This window comes from Streptococcus suis (assembly GCF_046032515.1).
GTDB lineage: Bacteria > Bacillota > Bacilli > Lactobacillales > Streptococcaceae > Streptococcus > Streptococcus suis_AL.
The window spans coordinates 90,945-109,587 of the sequence record NZ_JARQPJ010000002.1 but is presented as its reverse complement, the minus strand read 5'-3'; the positions used below and the strand labels follow the sequence as shown (position 1 = coordinate 109,587).

The 18,643-nt window shown below is 40.4% G+C and carries 13 protein-coding genes; 12 read left to right on the top strand and 1 reads right to left on the bottom strand.

Going from position 1 to position 18,643, the window contains the following annotated elements:
* Positions 1–91 precede the first annotated feature (91 nt).
* Together P7J49_RS01755 and P7J49_RS01750 are read left to right on the top strand one after the other, a co-directional pair.
* Positions 92–919 (top strand): hypothetical protein, encoded by an 828-nt coding sequence (locus tag P7J49_RS01755; RefSeq protein WP_408569046.1) that lies wholly within the window; start codon positions 92–94, stop codon positions 917–919.
* A gap of 5 nt (positions 920–924) precedes the next feature.
* Positions 925–2,196 carry a toxic anion resistance protein gene (locus tag P7J49_RS01750; protein WP_408569044.1) on the top strand — a complete coding sequence of 424 codons (1,272 nt, stop codon included), beginning with the start codon at positions 925–927 and terminating at the stop codon, positions 2,194–2,196.
* Between the two features lie 36 nt (positions 2,197–2,232).
* Here the strand turns inward: P7J49_RS01750 and P7J49_RS01745 are convergent, their stop codons facing one another.
* Positions 2,233–3,099 (bottom strand): YitT family protein, encoded by an 867-nt coding sequence (locus P7J49_RS01745; RefSeq protein WP_024379692.1) that lies wholly within the window; start codon positions 3,097–3,099, stop codon positions 2,233–2,235.
* 174 nt (positions 3,100–3,273) lie between these two features.
* Between P7J49_RS01745 and tmk the strand changes: the two genes are divergently transcribed.
* From tmk to P7J49_RS01695, 10 genes are all read left to right on the top strand, one after another.
* Positions 3,274–3,912, top strand: a complete 639-nt coding sequence (gene tmk, locus P7J49_RS01740; protein WP_024418527.1) for a dTMP kinase — start codon at positions 3,274–3,276, stop codon at positions 3,910–3,912.
* Positions 3,909–4,793: a DNA polymerase III subunit delta' gene (locus P7J49_RS01735; protein ID WP_015646955.1), complete on the top strand. Its 885-nt coding sequence runs from the start codon at positions 3,909–3,911 to the stop codon at positions 4,791–4,793. Before tmk ends, P7J49_RS01735 begins: the two co-directional genes overlap by 4 nt.
* A gap of 19 nt (positions 4,794–4,812) precedes the next feature.
* Positions 4,813–5,130 carry a DNA replication initiation control protein YabA gene (gene yabA / locus P7J49_RS01730; RefSeq protein WP_002935361.1) on the top strand — a complete coding sequence of 106 codons (318 nt, stop codon included), beginning with the start codon at positions 4,813–4,815 and terminating at the stop codon, positions 5,128–5,130.
* Between the two features lies 1 nt (position 5,131).
* Positions 5,132–5,995 carry a 16S rRNA (cytidine(1402)-2'-O)-methyltransferase gene (rsmI, locus tag P7J49_RS01725; protein ID WP_408569041.1) on the top strand — a complete coding sequence of 288 codons (864 nt, stop codon included), beginning with the start codon at positions 5,132–5,134 and terminating at the stop codon, positions 5,993–5,995.
* Between the two features lie 119 nt (positions 5,996–6,114).
* A complete protein-coding gene (gene serC / locus P7J49_RS01720) occupies positions 6,115–7,206 on the top strand; it encodes a 3-phosphoserine/phosphohydroxythreonine transaminase (RefSeq protein WP_408569039.1) in 1,092 nt (363 codons plus the stop codon).
* Complete coding sequence (locus tag P7J49_RS01715) at positions 7,206–7,763, top strand: GNAT family N-acetyltransferase (protein ID WP_408569037.1); 558 nt, start codon at positions 7,206–7,208, stop codon at positions 7,761–7,763. The genes serC and P7J49_RS01715 overlap by 1 nt, the downstream gene beginning before the upstream one ends.
* A 51-nt stretch (positions 7,764–7,814) precedes the next feature.
* The gene (locus P7J49_RS01710) at positions 7,815–8,996 is read left to right on the top strand and encodes a 3-phosphoglycerate dehydrogenase family protein (RefSeq protein ID WP_408569036.1); all 1,182 of its coding nucleotides are present in this window, start codon (positions 7,815–7,817) and stop codon (positions 8,994–8,996) included.
* Position 8,997: 1 nt separating this feature from the next.
* The gene (locus tag P7J49_RS01705) at positions 8,998–9,504 is read left to right on the top strand and encodes a methylated-DNA--[protein]-cysteine S-methyltransferase (RefSeq protein WP_408569034.1); all 507 of its coding nucleotides are present in this window, start codon (positions 8,998–9,000) and stop codon (positions 9,502–9,504) included.
* Positions 9,488–9,841: an arsenate reductase family protein gene (locus P7J49_RS01700; protein ID WP_024379686.1), complete on the top strand. Its 354-nt coding sequence runs from the start codon at positions 9,488–9,490 to the stop codon at positions 9,839–9,841. The genes P7J49_RS01705 and P7J49_RS01700 overlap by 17 nt, the downstream gene beginning before the upstream one ends.
* 339 nt (positions 9,842–10,180) lie before the next feature.
* On the top strand, positions 10,181–18,625 hold the full coding sequence (locus tag P7J49_RS01695) for a SpaA isopeptide-forming pilin-related protein (protein WP_408569032.1): 8,445 nt from the start codon (positions 10,181–10,183) through the stop codon (positions 18,623–18,625).
* Positions 18,626–18,643: the final 18 nt, after the last annotated feature.

Sequence of the window (18,643 nt, the reverse complement as noted above, 5' to 3'; positions counted from 1 at the left end):
ACCGAGATTTCTCGGTTTTTTTCTTTAGCTATCATTCTAGTATTTTAGGGGAATGTGATATAATAAAGTATATCATGTATGAGGAGGCTCTATGGGGCACAAATATAAAAAGTATAAGAAATATGGTAAAAATAATTCAGGACTTGTGGCCCTCCTTGTTTTATTGGCAATCGGTTTTGTCATGAGTTTCTGGTATATCTTATTGCCCATTGGGCTCTTAATTGGCTATTTTTACAAGAGAGAGGCTATCCAGCGTTTTTTGAATGGAGATTCTATAAAACGCTTGCAGGTATTAGCGCTATCTATTCGTTCGGGCTATGAAAAGCATCAAGAGCTCTTGGTGGAAAAGGGTGAGGATAAGGTTGTGTTACAGTTGCGAAACAGACTGTTAGGACAATTATTTGAATTAGATCAGCTCTATCAAAAAGTTGGAAAATATCTGAATAGATATGAAAGTAAAGAAGTTGTAGATACCTTGCAACTAAAATATCATTTAAAACTGCCAGAAGCTAAAACAGAAAAAAATACTGACACACAGGTTTCTACTGGTGGTAATGCTGTGATGGATGAACAAGGCATGATAGCGGATTTAGCTCCTGAAATTCTAGAAACCTATTGTAATATTCAAAGAGACAATCTTGTTATTCTTGAAAAGCTGGAAAAGGCGACAGATAAGCGGGAAGAATTGACAGCTATCCATGAGGCCAATATGAATCGGTTTAACGATATTTTACAGGGTTATTTGAAAATCAAAAAATCACCGAAAGATTATTTTAACGCAGAAGAACGATTGGTGCAGGCAAAATCAGCCATGGAAATGTTTGATAAGGATTTGGATGATACCATCAAACAATTTAACGAAGCGGATATGAAAGATTTTGAAGTCAGTCTGCGTATGATGAAAAGAGAAGAGGAATAGAGAAGATGTCAGAATTTAATTTCGATATTGATCAGATTGCTAATAATAGTTTATCAACCAAAGATAAGACAACAGAGCTTATTCAAGCGACTCCGACTGGAGATAATTCAAAAGTGTCTTTCTTGGCACAGTTGACACCGGAACAACAAACAAGTATTCGTGCCAAGGCTCCCCAATTGGTGGATAATTTCTTAGCTAATCAAAATGCCCTCTTGGATTTTGGTAAGGAAGCGGTAGAAGAAGTCAATGCCACGGTCAATCACATTTTGTCAGAACAGAAGAAGATTGAAATTCCACAGGTGGATGAGCTATTGGCCAATACCAACCGTGAATTGAATGGTTTTGTGGCTAAGTATAAGGACATTTCCACAACTGCTGAATTAGAAAAGAAACCAGGTTTCTTCCAACGCCTGTTCAAGCAGACCAAAAATGATTTGCAGGAATTTTATTTTGATTCGCAGACCATTGAAAAGAAAATGGATAGCATGGCAGCCAGTGTGGTCAAGCAGGAAGAGGTGTTGGCGCGCAATATTGTTTCTGCAGAGCTTTTGATTGAAAACAATACTAAGTCTATTGAAAATCTAGTCGGTGTGATTGCCTTTATCGAGGCGACTGGTCAAGAGGCTGCCCAGCGAGCAAAAGCAGAGCAAGAACGCTTGGCAGGTCTGCAACCAACTACGGTAGATTATCAAGTAGCTTCTGAGAAGTTGGCACATGTAACAGAGGTTGCTAATATCCTCGAACAACAACATTCTGAGTATATGAGTCGCTTGTATGTCGCGTGGACAACGACACCGCAGATGCGTAATCTGGTCAAGGTTTCTTCGGATATGAAACAGCGCCTTGGGATGTTGCGTCGCAATACTATTCCAACAATGAAATTGTCCATTGCACAGTTGGGCATCTTACAACAATCTATCAAGTCTAGCCAGACGGCAGATGCGATTGTCAATGCTAATAATGCTGCTCTTCAAATGCTTGCGGATACATCAAAAGAAGCCATCCCGATGATGGAACGCACAGCTCAGAATCCGACCCTTTCAGTAGCATCTGTTACCAAATTGGCAGAAAGTTTGGTTGCCCAAAATAATGGCATTATTGCAGCTATAGATGAAGGGCGTCAGAAACGTCGGGAGTTGGAAGCAGCTATTGTACGGTCAGCAGAGACTATCAATGATTCTGTTAAGCTACGCGATCAAAAAATCATTGCTGCTTTGCTGGAGCAAGGCAAAGAAGCACAGTCTGAGGCAGAGCAACCACTTGAAACCAATCAATAATATAAAACCTGCAGTTCAGCGAAACTGCAGGTTTGTTTAATGGCGTTCTATTGGTTTTTTATCTCGATCTAAAGTAAATCCCTCACCGAGTACTTCATGTGCGTCTGTAATGGTGATAAATGCGTGGGGGTCAATGCGATGAATAAGCTCCTTCATCTCTTGGAGTTGGCTCTTATATATGACCGAGTAAATCATGTTGACATCTGCTTTGCTGTAGAAACCTTGTGCTTTGATAAAGGTGACACCACGCTCGATTTCACAATCAATAGCCTGGGCCAATTGGTCAGATTTTTGAGAAACAATCATAACACCCTTGCTACCATATCCGCCCTCTGTAACAAAATCAATCATTCTAGAAGCAATTGTCAGCATCATTAAGGTATAGAGTACGGTACGAAGGTCTTTAAAAACAATAACAATCAGAGTTAGGATGAGGATGTCAACTGCAAGAATGATTTGTCCAATGGAGTAAGGTAGGAATTTATGACCTATACGAGCAATAATATCGCTTCCCCCAGTCGTTCCGCCAGCACGGAAGATGGTTCCTAATCCTAGTCCCATAAGAATCCCACCCAGGATACTAACGAGTATCAAATCTTGTTGTAGATTGATTGAAAAATGGATTTTTTCAAAAATGGCCAACCAAAAGGTAACGCTAAAGGTTCCTAAGATACTGAGATAGAGAGTCTTCTTTCCGAGTATTTTCCACCCGAGGATGAACAATGGAATATTAATCACAATGTTCATTATCCAAGGTTGAATATGAAAAAGGTAGTAAATAATCAGCGTCAATCCAGTTGCGCCACCCTCGAATAGACGATTGGGCATGATTAAATAATTTAGCCCAAAGGCAAATAGCCCTGCACCAAGCAAAATAAGTAAAATATTTTTCAAACGAACCATAAGCACCTCCGAATATGTGTATATATCAATTTTAAAAGATTTTCTCCTTAAAAACAAGTCAATTTTCAAGTGATTTTTTGACTAATTTTTGGTAAAATGGAATGAATATCTAAGAACCAGTCTTCATAAGTGAAGTGCTGAACTGTGCATACTGGTACTAAGAGCGAGGGAAAGATGAGAAACGGTTTTTTTATTACATTTGAAGGTCCAGATGGGGCAGGGAAAACGACGGTATTGCAACAGTTATTGCCAGCCTTGCAGGAATTGGGGCCAGAAGTAGTCACAACTAGAGAGCCAGGTGGGGTGGCTATTGCAGAAGAAATTCGCAATATTATTCTGAATCCTGCAAATACAGCGATGGATGATAAGACGGAGCTGTTATTGTTCATTGCAGCACGACGTCAGCATTTGAAAGAGAAGATTCTTCCACCCTTGGCACAGGGGAAATTGCTCTTGATTGATCGTTTTATCGATTCCTCTATTGCCTATCAAGGATTTGGACGGGGTTTGGATATAGATGACATTCATTGGCTTAACCAGTTTGCAACAGATGGTTTAAAGCCAGATTTAACCCTTTATTTTGATATTGATACAGAAGAGGGGCTGGCTCGAATTGCCCGCAATGCTGACCGTGATGTGGATCGCTTGGATATGGAAAAAGCAGATATGCATAGACGGGTGCGTCAAGGCTATCTTAGTATTTTAGAGCAGGAACCAGAGCGGTTTGTAAAGATTGATGCCAGTCAGCCACTAGAGGCTGTTGTTGCAGATGCTCTGGTGGTCATTAAGAAACGGTTTGCAGAAAGAACATGAAGATTGAAGAACTTAGAAACTTACAACCCAATGTATTTCAACGTTTTGTGACAATTTTAGAGCAGAGACGTTTGGCACATGCCTATCTATTTTCAGGTGACTTTGCTAGTTTTGATATGGCAATTTTTCTCAGTCAATCGTTATTTTGTCAGGAGAAAGAAGGCGTCCTTCCTTGTCAGAAGTGTCGTTCCTGTCGTCTAATTGAAGCAAATGAGTTTTCAGATCTTACTGTTATTGCACCGCAGGGAAATGTTATCAAAACAGATACGATACGTGAATTAGTTAAGAATTTTTCACAATCTGGATTTGAATCCAATAAGCAGGTTTTCATTATTCGTGATGCTGAGAAAATGCATGCTAACGCAGCCAACTCTTTGCTAAAAGTGATTGAAGAACCTCAGTCAGCCATTCACATCTTCTTATTGACCAATCAGGAAGAAGCCGTCCTTCCTACTATCAAGAGTCGGACACAGATTATAGGTTTTCCTAAAAATATTCCGGCCATGGAGCGAATGTTAGAAGAGGAGGGCTTGTTAAAAACACAAGCGAATCTCTTAGCTCAACTGGTTTCAAGTCAAGAAGAAGCGAAAAAGTTAGCAGAAAATAAAAACTTTTTAGATTTGATGGGACAGACAAAGAAATTTACAGACTTGCTCTTGGTGGAGCCTACGCGTGCTTATTTGCAAGTTGGAATCCTAGTGTCTTTAGCTGTGGAAAAAGCTGAGCAGGGACGTTTGTTTGACCTTCTGAGTCTGATATTATCTGAGAAAATGATGGAATCGGCAAACGTACGTGAAAAAATGGATGCTGTTCTTAAGGCTAAGAAGATGTGGCAGGCAAACGTAAGTCTACAAAATAGTCTAGAGTACATAACTCTGTAAAATAAAAGAAAGGGAGATAATGGATAAAAAAGAAATTTTTGATGCCCTAGATGATTTTTCGCAAAATCTTCTAACCACGTTGGCAGAAGTGGATGCTATCAAAAAGCATTTACAGGGAGTTATTGATGAAAATACGACCCTCCGTTTGGAAAATTCCAAGTTGCGCGAACGTTTGGAAAAAGAAGATAAGACAGGCCATAAATCTTCCAACTTTGGTAAGGAGAATTTGGAGAATATTTACGAAGATGGTTTCCATATTTGTACCTTCTCTTATGGTCAACGTAGGGATAATGATGAACCTTGTATGTTCTGTGTAGAATTATTGAATCGAGATTAGGATGAAAGTACAAAAATCATTTAAGGGACAGACGAGTTTTGGGACTTTATATCTGGTGCCAACTCCTATTGGAAACTTACAGGATATGACATTCCGAGCTGTTCAGACCTTGAAAGAGGTGGATATAATTGCAGCGGAAGATACGAGAAACACAGGCCTCCTACTCAAACATTTTGAAGTAGAAACCAAGCAAATATCCTTTCATGAACACAATGCCCATGAAAAAATTCCAGTTTTGATTGATTGGCTCAAATCTGGTCAGTCCATTGCGCAAGTTTCTGATGCAGGCCTGCCTTCCATTTCGGATCCTGGTCATGACCTGGTAGGGGCAGCGATTGCGGAAGATATTCCTGTTGTAGCACTTCCAGGAGCATCGGCGGGAATTACAGCCTTGATTGCATCTGGTTTGGCACCCCAGCCACATATTTTTTATGGATTTTTACCGAGAAAATCGGGGCAGCAAAAAGAATTTTTCCAAGAAAAAAAGACCTATCCTGAGACGCAAATTTTCTATGAATCTCCATATCGTGTGGCAGATACCTTAGAAAATATGTTGACAGTTTATGGTGACCGTCAGGTAACAGTTGTTCGAGAATTGACTAAGTTATACGAAGAATACCAGAGAGGAAGCATTTCCGAATTACTAGAGTATTTGGAAGAAAATCCACTTAAGGGAGAATGCTTGATTATTGTCGAGGGTGCTGGTGAGGCAGTCTATCCTTCTGCTGACGAAGTGGACTTGAAGGCTGAGGTAGAAAGGGAAATTGCAAGTGGCATAAAACCTAATCAGGCTATCAAAGAAGTGGCCAAACGCTACCAACTCAAAAAACAAGAAGTATACGATATATATCATGGACTAGGCTAATGCTTGGTCTTTTTGGTTTTTAGGTATTTTCCGTACCTTTTCTGAGAACTCAGCATATTTTATGGAATTGTCTGAATATTTGTGATATAATGAACAGACTAACTTAATGGAGGGATTTTATGACAATCTACAACTTCTCTGCAGGTCCTGCAGTATTGCCAAAACCAGTGCTTGAACGTGCTCAAGCTGAATTCTTGGACTACAATGGTTCGGGAATGAGTGTTTTGGAGATGTCCCATCGCTCCAAGGACTTCGATGATATTATTAAAGGTGCTGAAGCGACGCTTCGTGAATTGATGGCCATTCCAGATAACTACAAGGTGTTGTTCTTACAAGGTGGAGCATCTTTGGAATTTACTATGATTCCTCTCAACTTTGCCCAAGGTAAAAAAGCCTACTATCTTGTCGGTGGCTCATGGGGTAAAAAAGCCTATACTGAGGCTGTGAAGCTATCTAAGACTATTGACTTTGAACCAATCTTGCTTGGCTCTACAGAAGATATCACCTATGCAGAATTGCCAACCTTCGATAAAAATGATATTGATCCAACTGCTGCTTACGTGCATTTGACAACCAACAATACCATTGAAGGTACAGCAGTATATGATATTCCTGACACTAATGGTGTGCCAGTGATTGCTGACATGTCTTCAAATATTTTAGCAGCTCGTTATAATGTTGAAGATTTTGCCATGATTTATGCTGGGGCCCAAAAGAATATTGGCCCTGCAGGTGTTACTGTGGTGATTGTTCGTGAGGATTTCCTCAATGATCAGCCAATGCTTTCAAGCATGTTGGACTACCGTATTCAAGCTGAAAATGAGTCTTTATATAATACTCCGCCAGCATACTCTATCTATATTTCTAAACTCGTCTTTGATTGGGTGAAAGAAATTGGTGGTGTTGATGAGATGGAAAAAATCAACCGTGAAAAATCTGGTTTGCTTTATGACTATATCGACCAGTCTAATTTCTATACAAACCCTGTTCGCAAAAAAGAAGAGCGTTCAGTAGCGAACATTCCTTTTGTCTCACCAAGCGAGGAATTGGATGCTAAATTTGTCAAAGAAGCAACAGCAGCTGGTTTTAAAAACATCAAAGGTCACCGTTCAGTAGGCGGGATGCGGGCGTCGCTCTATAATGCTTTCCCACGTCAAGGTGTGGTTGAATTAATTGAATTCATGAAAAAATTTGCAGTGGAGAATGCTTAATGGAAATTAGATTAGCACATCCCAATGAGATGGAGGCTATTGTCGATATTCTTGAAGATGCTCGTGCATTTCTAGCAACCTCCGGTATCAATCAATGGCAGGGAGAGTATCCAAATAAAGAGGATATCTTTGATGACATTCTTTCTGGCAGAGGTTACGTTGGTCTAGTTGACGGTAAGGTGGCAGCTTATGCCGCCGTTCATCGTGGTCAAGAAGCAGAATATGAGGCCATATATGAAGGAAAATGGCAGCACAATCATCCTGTATATACAACATTTCATAGAATTGCAGCAGCTGACGAATTTCGTGGTCAAGGAATCATACAAACGTTTTTGCAAGGTTTAATTGAAGGTCAAAAAGGACCGGATTTCCGCTGTGATACCCACGAGCAGAATAAGACAACGCAGCACATTCTAAAAAAATTGGGCTATGTCTATTGTGGTAAAGTCCCAATAGATGGAGAACGTCTAGCCTATCAAAAAATCAAGCAAAAGAGCGAGCGAAGTCTTTACCAGGAAATCAGTGAAGACGACCGTTGGTTGCTTGGGAATAATTAATAAATAAAGAAAGTCAGGCGGCAGCTATTCCGCCTTTTTAGGTAAAAATAAATGGTATTTAGCGTACGTACTTTTAACAATATCAATCAAATTGGTCTTAAGGAATTGGGCAATAAATTCCAGATTGATGGTGACCATGCGGCCAATCCAGATGCCTTTATCATTCGTTCTGAAAACTTGCATGGCTTTGATTTTCCCGAAAATCTGAAAGCCATTGCCCGTGCAGGAGCAGGGACTAACAATATTCCAATCGAAGAGGCAACAGAGAAAGGTATTGTTGTCTTTAACACTCCAGGTGCCAATGCCAATGCCGTAAAAGAGGCAGTCATTGCTTCCATTCTCTTGTCAGCACGTGACTATATCGGAGCGACTGCATGGGCAAATACATTGTCAGGAGATGATGTACCTAAGCAGGTTGAAGCAGGTAAGAAGCAGTTTGCTGGGACAGAAATTTCAGGTAAGACTCTTGGTGTTATCGGACTGGGTGCTATCGGTGCGCGCATTGCTAACGATGCCCGCCGTCTGGGAATGAATGTTCTCGGTTACGATCCATATGTGTCGATTGAAACGGCTTGGAGCATTTCCAGCCATGTCAAACGCGTGGATGATTTGAAAGAAATCTTTAACAACGCTGACTATATCACAGTCCATGTTCCTTTGACAGACAAGACCCGTGATTTGTTCAATGCAGACAGTTTTGGCCAAATGAAGAAAGGAACGACTTTGATTAACTTCGCCCGTGGTGAGTTGGTCAATAACGCTGACCTGTTTGAAGCTATCGAAGCAGGAGTAATCAAGAACTACATCACTGACTTTGGGACAGAAGAAGTGCTCAACAAGGACAACATTATCGCCTTCCCGCACGTTGGTGGGTCAACAGAAGAAGCGGAGCTTAACTGTGCTATTGCGGCTGGTCAGACCATTCGTCGTTTTATGGAGACTGGTGAAATCATCAACTCAGTCAATTTCCCAAATGTCAAACAGTTCTTGGATGCTCCCTATCGGATTACTCTCATCAACAAAAACATTCCAAACATGGTGGCAAAAATCACCACAGCCGTGTCTGAATTGGGCATCAATATTGACAACATTATCAACAAGTCAAAAGGTGACTATGCTTATACCTTGTTAGACTTGGATGAAGCAGATAAGGCAAAGATTGATCAGTTAGTTGCTAACTTTGAAGCGACCGATGCGATTGTCAAGGTTCGTGTTATCCAAAATAAAAACTAGTATGTATGTGAAAACGATCTATCAAAGTCCACTTGGGCCGATGTCCCTTGTTGCTAGTGATAGGGGCATGCGAGGAGCCTGGTTTGAGGGACAAAAATATTTTGAACGAGGACTAACTGAAGAACCAGTTCTAGGCTCACATCCTATTCTAGACCAGACTAGTCTCTTGTTGGATGCTTATTTTTCAGGTCAAGATGTGGATTTTACTAGCCTTCCTCTTGAAGCTATTGGAACGGAATTTCAGGAAAAAGTCTGGGCTTTATTGAAAGAAATCCCTTATGGCCAGACCACTAGCTATGGGCAGCTTGCTCGACAACTTGGTCAACGTTCAGGTCAGGCAATTGGTGGAGCAGTTGGGCGCAATCCTTATTCTATTATTGTTCCTTGTCACCGAGTTCTCAATCAGAAAGGGCAGTTGACAGGCTATGCTGGAGGACTGGATAAAAAAATCTGGCTCTTGCGGCATGAGAATCCAGAATTTGAGGTGAAAGATGATTTTATTTTATGAATATCCCAAGTGTTCGACTTGTCGGGCAGCAAAAGCAGAGCTGAACAGTTTGGGCTTGGAATTTGAAGCTATTGACATTAAGTCAACACCGCCTAGTGCTGAAGAGCTAAAAGCTTGGATGGAAGCCACGGGTCTTGAATTGAAAAAGTATTTCAATACTTCAGGAAATAGTTACCGCGAACTTGGTCTGAAGGATAAATTTGACAGTTTAACGGTGGATCAAGCATTAGACTTATTAGCTAATGATGGTATGTTGATTAAACGTCCTCTCTTGATTCAAGATGGAAAAATCTTACAGATTGGCTATCGCACAAAATATGAAAATCTCGGCTTATAAGGTCGGGATTTTTTATTGACTATAAAAGTCTAAATAAAAGGTAATAGTTACCAATCATAAAATGAGTATAAATATACATAATATACATATATGAAAACAATATATATATATATATATTTGTATGGTTAAAATCAAGAAAATTTCAAAAACTTTTTCAGAACTCTCTGCAAAACTGCTGAAAAAATGCGGTCGCATATATATATATATATAACAGTGAAATTTGTCTGCTTTTTGCCGTAAATTACTTTTGTTTTTTTGAAAAAATTAGTATAATAATGCTGAAATGACAACGTGATAAAGAATAATTATGCATATAAGTATATGAAATGGAGTAAAGTTATGAAAAAGGTAAGATACTTTCTTAGTTCTTTCTTATTACTTGTTCTATGTCTAGATATTATTCGGCTACCGATAACAATTTTTTCGGAATCAGTTAGTGCTACAACGCCACTAACCATTCGGACTAAGTATCTAGAACATCTGAAGGAAGATGGTCAAAAGCTGGCCATTAAGCTAGATACCAGTCAAAAGCAGCTCGATAGGCTAGATGTGATTATCCAGATTGAAGAGGGAGTAGACATCAGCAAAGGGCTTTCCTTGGTGATCCAGAATGAGCTGGAACTGGAAAGTCAGCTGGATGAGCAAGGGTTTCCAAAGGAAAAACTTCCACTAGGTTTTGTCAAGGACGAAGATTATCGTGAAGAAGATGTGCCCAAGGAATTTCCTGAGCAGGAAGTTGCCCCAACTGTTGCAACACAGGATTCTCTAGAAGAACCTTTGCCTGTATATGGTCTAGGCTATTACTCCATCAAAATCAAGCCAGAGCCTGAACGCCATATAGAGTGGAAGGTAGATGAAGAGCGGCCTGAGCGTAGATACGAGGAAATTCTGCTACGCTTGAAGATAAAGAATCCGCTACAAACTGGTCAATTTATGGCCGTTCTGTCTTCAGATTATAAGACCATCTTAACAGAAGACTGGAAAACATTTGAAGAATTTGTCAATAGGAATAGTATAGAGATGGTGACTGATTCCGCAGCCTTCGATACCTCACAACCAGTCTCAGAAAAATCGGTTTCTGATACCGAGCAGCCAGTCTCAGAAAAATCAGTTTCTGATACCGAGCAGCCAATTCCAGAAACTTCTGAAGCTATTTCTGACAACACGCAGTCTAATCCAGTACCTGAAGGCGAAGAGGTGCTACAAGAAGAACAAGCTTTAGCCATTCAAACAGCTAATCTACGCTTGGTATTACATGAATACGAAGAAGGTGTCTTGCAACCTAGCAAGCCCATCGCAGGTGCGGAGTTTTCTATTATAGCTGTAGGAAATTTTGAAAGCGTTCACAAAGGTCGTACAGATGAACAAGGAGTCTTGGAATGGCGAGATTTGCCCGTAGGTGAGTACCAGATCAGTCAATTGTCAACAGCTCAAGGTTACGAAGTAGAGAAACAGCTGCCAGCCATTCAGTTGCAAGAAAGTGGAGCCGAAAAAATAATCCATGTCACCAATGCTAAAAAGAATGAGTTAGAAGAACAGATTGGTAGTATGTTGCGCTCTGCTCGGACAAGGAGGGCTGTAACAGAAACGACTACGAATAGTACAACAACGATTATCAATAATCCGAATGGAACAACCACTACCATTACGAAAGAAGAGGAAATTTCAAAATATATATTTTCTCCAATAAAAATTGAAATTCCTGGAATTTCTACTAATTATATTCAAAATGGGCAACTTAGAAAAAAAGAAATAAAAACAGATAGCTCAGGACAAGCAACTTCGATTATATGGGAATATGTTACTACTGTAAATGGAGCTGATCCACAATTTATTAAAAGTATGCAACATCATTTTTCTACAACGACAGATTCTGGATTAGGAGAGCCTAGAATATTATCATTATCAAAAAATAATCAAAGCATATCCCAAAATTTTTTAAATATAGCAGATGATAGATTTAAATCTACTTATTCAAATTTACCGATAGAAAATGGTGTATATACATATACGATAGAAACGCCTATTATAGCACCTAGAGATTACTATACTTTAGATTATCACTCTACAATAAAAGTTCAACCTCCACAAAAAAGTAAGTTAACTCAAAACGGAGTTACAACAGAAATAGCACGAGGAGAAATAAAACATATTACCACTACTGGAACGTTGAGTTTACCAGCAGAAGATTGGGGTGGACCACTTAGTAAGGTAAGTGCAGATACTGTTAATGTATCTAATGCAGCAAATGTAGCAGGTGATTATAAGTCAGAAAGTGTTATAAAATGGACGCAATCTAATGTTAATAAAGGAACTGCGCTAGAAAACTTTGATTTTAGCATAGATCTTGATAATTCTCAAAGATTGCACAATGTTGTAGTCTATATTTATGAACCAACAGAAGACGGCTATAGACAAATAAGTGAACAAACATACACAAGTGTTTCAAATGGTAAAGTTACAGCGAGTAATGTGCCTCCTGGAGGAATAGCTGTAGTAGAAACTTTAACTAATATTACTAACAATAAGACAAACCATACGTTTGTAGGTGCAGAACTTTCTGCACTAAAAAAAGATTTGATTATAAAAAAAGAATGGCTTGAAAATGCAACGCCAGTTGATGTTAATTTTACAGTAAAAGGTGGAAATATAAATGAAACATTAACTATTAGAAGTAATCAAAGAGAAGTTGTAAAAAGAGATGTTAATAAATATGAAGTAACTACATCTCCAACTTTTAAAGTTGGTAAAAAAATATTTTATGATGTAAATGAAATAGAACCATCAGGTTATAGCCTGGTAGCTGCTGAGCAGGACACCGAGGAGCTAATTTACACCTACAAGAACAAAAAGAATACCAGTCGACCTGTTCCGACCAATCCTGGTACCTGTTCGCACTATGGTATCACTTCGGTACAAAATACTGACATCAAGTACTTCCGTTTGAGTGACGGTTGGCAGGGATTTGGCTCTCCTTTGCAGATGCAATTCAGGATTCCTGCCTATGCAGAAGAGGGAGATTATTTCGAAATCAAAATTCCTCGTGAGCTAATTTTAAAACATGTGTCCAATCCTAACAAGGTTTGGAAGGAAATTCAAGCTAATGGACGGCATGTTGCAAATGTCTACCATGTCGAGCAGGATAAAATTCGATTTATATTAACAGCAGATGCTTATTCCGTAACTGATTATACAGGTAGTTTCTTTATCGGAGATGAGATTCGTGGTGTTACTCACATCAATGGTAATCAGGTTTCAGGTAATCAAACTTATTATGATGGTGTAAACCCTCGTATCGAATACTTCTTTGATCCAAGCAATCCCATAGGGACTAAGGAAGTCCGAAAGGAACTTCAATTTGAAACCTATTACAGTGGTAGTGGCATGGAATGTAGCAAGACAGTGACCAACCAAACGACTGCCAATTATAGTGATGGGAATATTTTGTACCTATCAGGTTCAGTTAACAAATGGATGTCTTATACCGATGCAGATGAGATGGTATGGGATGTAGTCTATAATGCTTCAGGTGGTGACATCTGGGGAAAAAGCAATTGGCATGGGAATAACCGTAAGTTCTTTGAACACTTATCAGAAACAAACGAATTATACCACGGAAATAATCCAAACAGTTTCATCCAGGATATTGATGTTTATTTGATAGAAGGAACGGCAGCTGGTGGCTATCGTCAAGATACCATGCGAAAATTGACTCCTACTCAGGGATTGTTAAGAGGACATGTCCAAGAATATACTCTTCCAGGAACTGATGTAAAAGTGCATCTGACGGGGAGCAGTCAGGACTGGGCACCATCAAAATTTATAGGTGCCAACAATCGTCAGTTTAGGAGTAAGTATAAGATTGAGTTTTATTACGAAGGAAGTAACGTAGCCAGTGTTCACCGAAGAGGGATTCTTGCCAAGGTTCGAACTAAAAAGATGATATCTCCTACGGAAAACTATTTCTTCAATGCAGTTATTGCTAATAGCTACTCAGTTGGTTTAAATCGTAGAACTAAACTAGACTATTTCCGTCGCGAAGCAGATACGCTGGCTTGGGGTGGTGCCTATCCAGTGGACTGGTATTCTCTGAAATTACGCAAAGTGGGTAATGAAAATGGACAGAAACGTCCTCTACAAGGTGCAGTATTTGTACTTAGTCGTGATGGGAAGGTTGTTCAGCGGGTGATATCAGATAGCGAAGGTATTCTAAATATTCGAAATGTGTATGGAGGGACTTATAAACTAAGAGAGGTGTTAGCACCGGTGGGCTATGCCTTGGATCCGACTGAGAAAGAAATTGTTATCAGGAACGCTGACAATATAACAATTGATGGACGTCCGTATAATGCTAATACACCACCAGAAATTGTCAATACCAAATACATTTCTTTGCAGATTGATAAATACACTCAGGGGGAAACGCGTCGGCTGAAAGGAGCTGTCTTCCGTTTACGTAGTAAGGAAAATAATCGCTACAGTGTGACTTTGGGAGAAAATGCATCTTCCGCTACCTTCCTCTTTACAAACCTTGCAAAGGGTACCTATGTCTTAGAAGAATTAACGGCTCCGGCAGGTTATAAAAAAATTACCCCAATCGAGATTGAAGTATATGAAGATGCAGGTGTTTTGAAAATTCGCAAAGTGACAGATACCAATCATATCCAGTCTGGACATGTATTTGAAAGCAATGGTACTTTCCGCATGAATGTTGTCAACGAAGACATCAACCAGGAATTTACCAAGGTCAATACCGAACGACAACCACTTGTAGATGCAATCTTTGAATTGAGAAAGATGAAACAGGATGGCTATGACCTTATTCGAACAGGTACCGCCACCAATGCTGCTGGTAAGTTTCGGTTGAATAATCTACAACCAAATAGCCAGTATGAAGTTTGGGAGACCGTAGCACCTGAAGGTTACGAAAAACCTACAAATGCCGTTGCTAAATTCCGAGTAACAGCAGATGGTCAGATTGAATTTACCGAAAATAGTTCTACTATCATCAATAGAAGACCAGACAACAAGAAGTTTCAATTTAGAGTGGTGAAGGTTGATGCTGTAACCGATCAGCCAATTACAAGCCAGTCACGTATTGGTATTACTGACGCAAATGGCTCAGTTATTGGTGGGCAAGTAGCCACTTTTATAAGCGGAGGAACCTTTACTTTCCATAACCGAAACCAGAATTTTGTTGCTGGAACCTACTATATCAAGGAATTTACGGCACCAAATGGTTACAATATTCTGCCAGAACTGATTCCATTTACCGTCAACAACGATGGAACTTTCCATACAACAAGCCCGAATTTGATCATCAGTAATCAAGGTGGTAACCAGCCAATTACACTGGAAATTCGAGTGAAAAACTATAAGAAAGCCACCTTACGTTTCACCAAACGTATCAAGGGGATTGAGGATGTTCAGGGTGAAATCTCAGGCAATGTAACCTTCCGCTTGACCAAAGACAATGATAGTAGCTTTACTGCTGTGGAAAAAACACAGAGCGGCAATAGCGACTTTGTCATTGAAAATCTTGCTCCAGGTACATATACCTTAGAAGAAGTGACTTCGCCCCAAGGCTATGTGAAGGAAAATGCCACTTATAAGGTGGAAGTCAGCAACGACGGTTCGATTAAATACTATAAACAGATCAATCAGGTATCCGTCATAAAATCTGAGCATTTTAACCGCTATATTGACAACACTACGGATGCCAATATGATTGATGGAAGTGATACGAGCGAACTCATCTTTGATACCAATGTCAATGGTCAGAGCAACATCCAAGCTGGAAGTTATTTGGGCGTTGACTTAGGCAGTACCCAGCGTGTGACCCATATTCGCGTTTTACAAGGACGAGCAGGAAATCATGCCGATCGCATGGCCAAGGCTATTTTGGAATATTCGGAAGACGGTGTGAGCTATACTGTCATTCAAAATGGCACAAGCAACCATTTCACTGATCGACTGATTGATTTGGATGTGGCAATCAATGCACGCTACCTTCGTATTCGAAATGCAGAGCTTGTTGTTAATAAATGGATGGCAGTGCAAGAGTTCCAAGTTCAAGCTGATGCCCAAACCATTCTATATAACCAAGCTGGACAAAATGAGAAAATCTTGGTCGGCAACATACAAAATCCATCTATCGCCATTGTCAAAGTCAATCCACAGGATGAAGTAATGACAGGTGCAAACCTGACTGCTCGTTTCAAGCTCTATAAAGTTGCTAACGACACGACCTATCAGAATGTTTCAGAACGTATTCAAGACAGTGGATTGGTTCAAGAGTTCACATGGCAGAGTGGTTCTAAGACTGCAAGTTTACTGTCTGCCAAGGAACTTGGACGGTATGCCTTGGTTGAAACGCAGGCACCGACGGGTTACAGACGCTTAAGCAATCCAATACTCATGGACTTGTTTGAAACTGGTCAGTCTCACGACGGTAGGAATAAAGCCGTGACACGATTTAGAAAGGTCTACGATACAGAGTCAGACCTTGTCATTGATACGACCAATACAGTTAACGATAATACCATCAAATTGAAGGTAAAAAACTATCCTGAACTGTATCAACTCAAACTTCTAAAACGTGCCCTTAACGGTACTACTGGTCTGGTAGCTCGCTTTGAGCTGTATGATAGCCAAGATCGGAAGGTTGCAGAGGGACGAACAGATCAAGAAAGCAATAGCTATCTGTTTACGGACCTCACACCAGGGACCTATCGTTTGCGGGAAACGGAATCCCCAAGGGGTTACTATTTACACAATGATATTCGGGTAACGATTGGCGAGAGGGGAGAGGCAAGCATTGATTCGGGCAATACAGAATTAGTGAGCATTGCTCCTGCCAATAGCCAGAACACCATTGAGCTAACTGTAAAAAATAAACCTTATACGGCATTTAGTATCGAAAAAGTAAGCAAACTCGCTCCAACCACTACTTTGATGAATGTCAAATTGGAGATCAAGGCCAAAGATGGAGTGCTTTCACCTATCTTTAGTGATGAATCTTGGCATAGAGAACACTATCGGGCTGAGATTGATACGGCTAATCGTGCTCTCCGTTGGTGGACAAGTGCAGCAGGAAATGCAGTCTTTAGTCTGCCAGCAGGTACCTACACGGTAACGGAATTGGAAGCACCAGCAGGATATGAACGAATGGAACCGTTTGATATTACCATGTCGGAAGATGGACAGGTGGCAGTTCCGACAAACAATGCACAAGTTGAGGCGGGAGAAAAAGACAATCGTGTTCATATCAAGCTTACCAATGTCTTTAAGCCTAAGATAAAGATTACCAAAGTCGACAGCCGTGATGCCAACCGCAAGCTAGCAGATGCACGTTTCAAGCTATTTGGTCCTGATGAAAATACGCAGATAGGTCAAGAAGTGACGACAGACACCAACGGTGAAATCACGCTTCCAGGCTTGGAACCAGGTACCTACTATTTACAAGAAAGCCAGCCACCGACAGGTTATCAGGCTAATGCTCGCAAATACCAGTTGACCATAGGCGATGATGGTGCCGCCCAGTTGGTCAATGGAGATGCTAAGATTGAAATTGGCAATAGCCAAGATCAGGGGGCAGATAAGATTATTCCGATCACCGTTAAAAATGATCGGACACCGTTTACAGTCAAAATCCGTAAGCGGGATTACAATGATACCAGTAGAGGTCTGGATGCACGCTTCCAACTCTATCGAAAAAATGGCAATCAAGAAGAACTACTTTCTGGATTAGTTGGAGATACCATAGTGAATAATCATGAGTTAGTTCTTCCAAATATCTTGCCTGGAACCTATATCTTGAAAGAGATAAGGGTGCCATCTGGAAATTATGAAGCGATTCGACCGATTCAATTTACCATCACGGAAGAAGGTGCCTTACGGATTGATGTCAACGACCGCGGTTTTGCTTCGGTAGAAAATGGTGGAAACAGTCAGGAGCTCGTCTTGCTGATTAAAAATATCAAGAAGTTCCACCTGCGGATTAAAAAGCAAGATGCGACCAATGACCAAACCTTGCTTGATGGTGCGAGATTTACTCTTTATCGTGCCCAAGGCAATACAGGTGGTAAGCTAGAACAGCTTGCGACTGGTGTAACAGCCAATGGATTAGCAAACATTGATGTGGGTCCAGGCTACTTTATCCTACAAGAAACCCAAGCACCAACAGGCTATGTCCTAAATGATAAGGAATACATTTTCCAAATCAATCACGACGGAACAGTTGCTTTACATAACAGTGATGATATGACCTCTCTACAGGGGGCAGACAATAACCGTGTGGTTGTCTTTACCATGAAGAACAGAAGAAAGACAGGACAGTTTAAGCTAGCCAAACGTGCCTATAGCAACAGCGATCGTCGTCTCGCTGCGGTGTTTGAATTGAAAGAAGAGAATGGTGCGGCTCCTGTTGCCACCAAGACGACAGCGACCGATGGAGAAGAAATTGTTTTTGATAACCTCCGTATCGGTCAGATTTACCAACTGAAAGAAACCCAAGCCCCTGAAGGCTATCAGCTCAATACGAAAGTTTACCGACTTCGTCTTACCGATAGTGGTCAAGTGGAACTCCTAGACGGAGATGACCTCTTGTCCCTAGATGATAGCAATAGGCAGTTGCTTACTGCTAAAAACCTGAAAAAAGGGGAATATCCTAAGACAGGAGGTTTTGGAGTTCTACCATATATCACATTGGGAGGAGGGATGATGTTACTGGCTCTTGCCGTCGAGCTAGGAAAAGAGAAACGTTGGAAACGCATACGTAAATAGACTAGTCATCAGTTTATC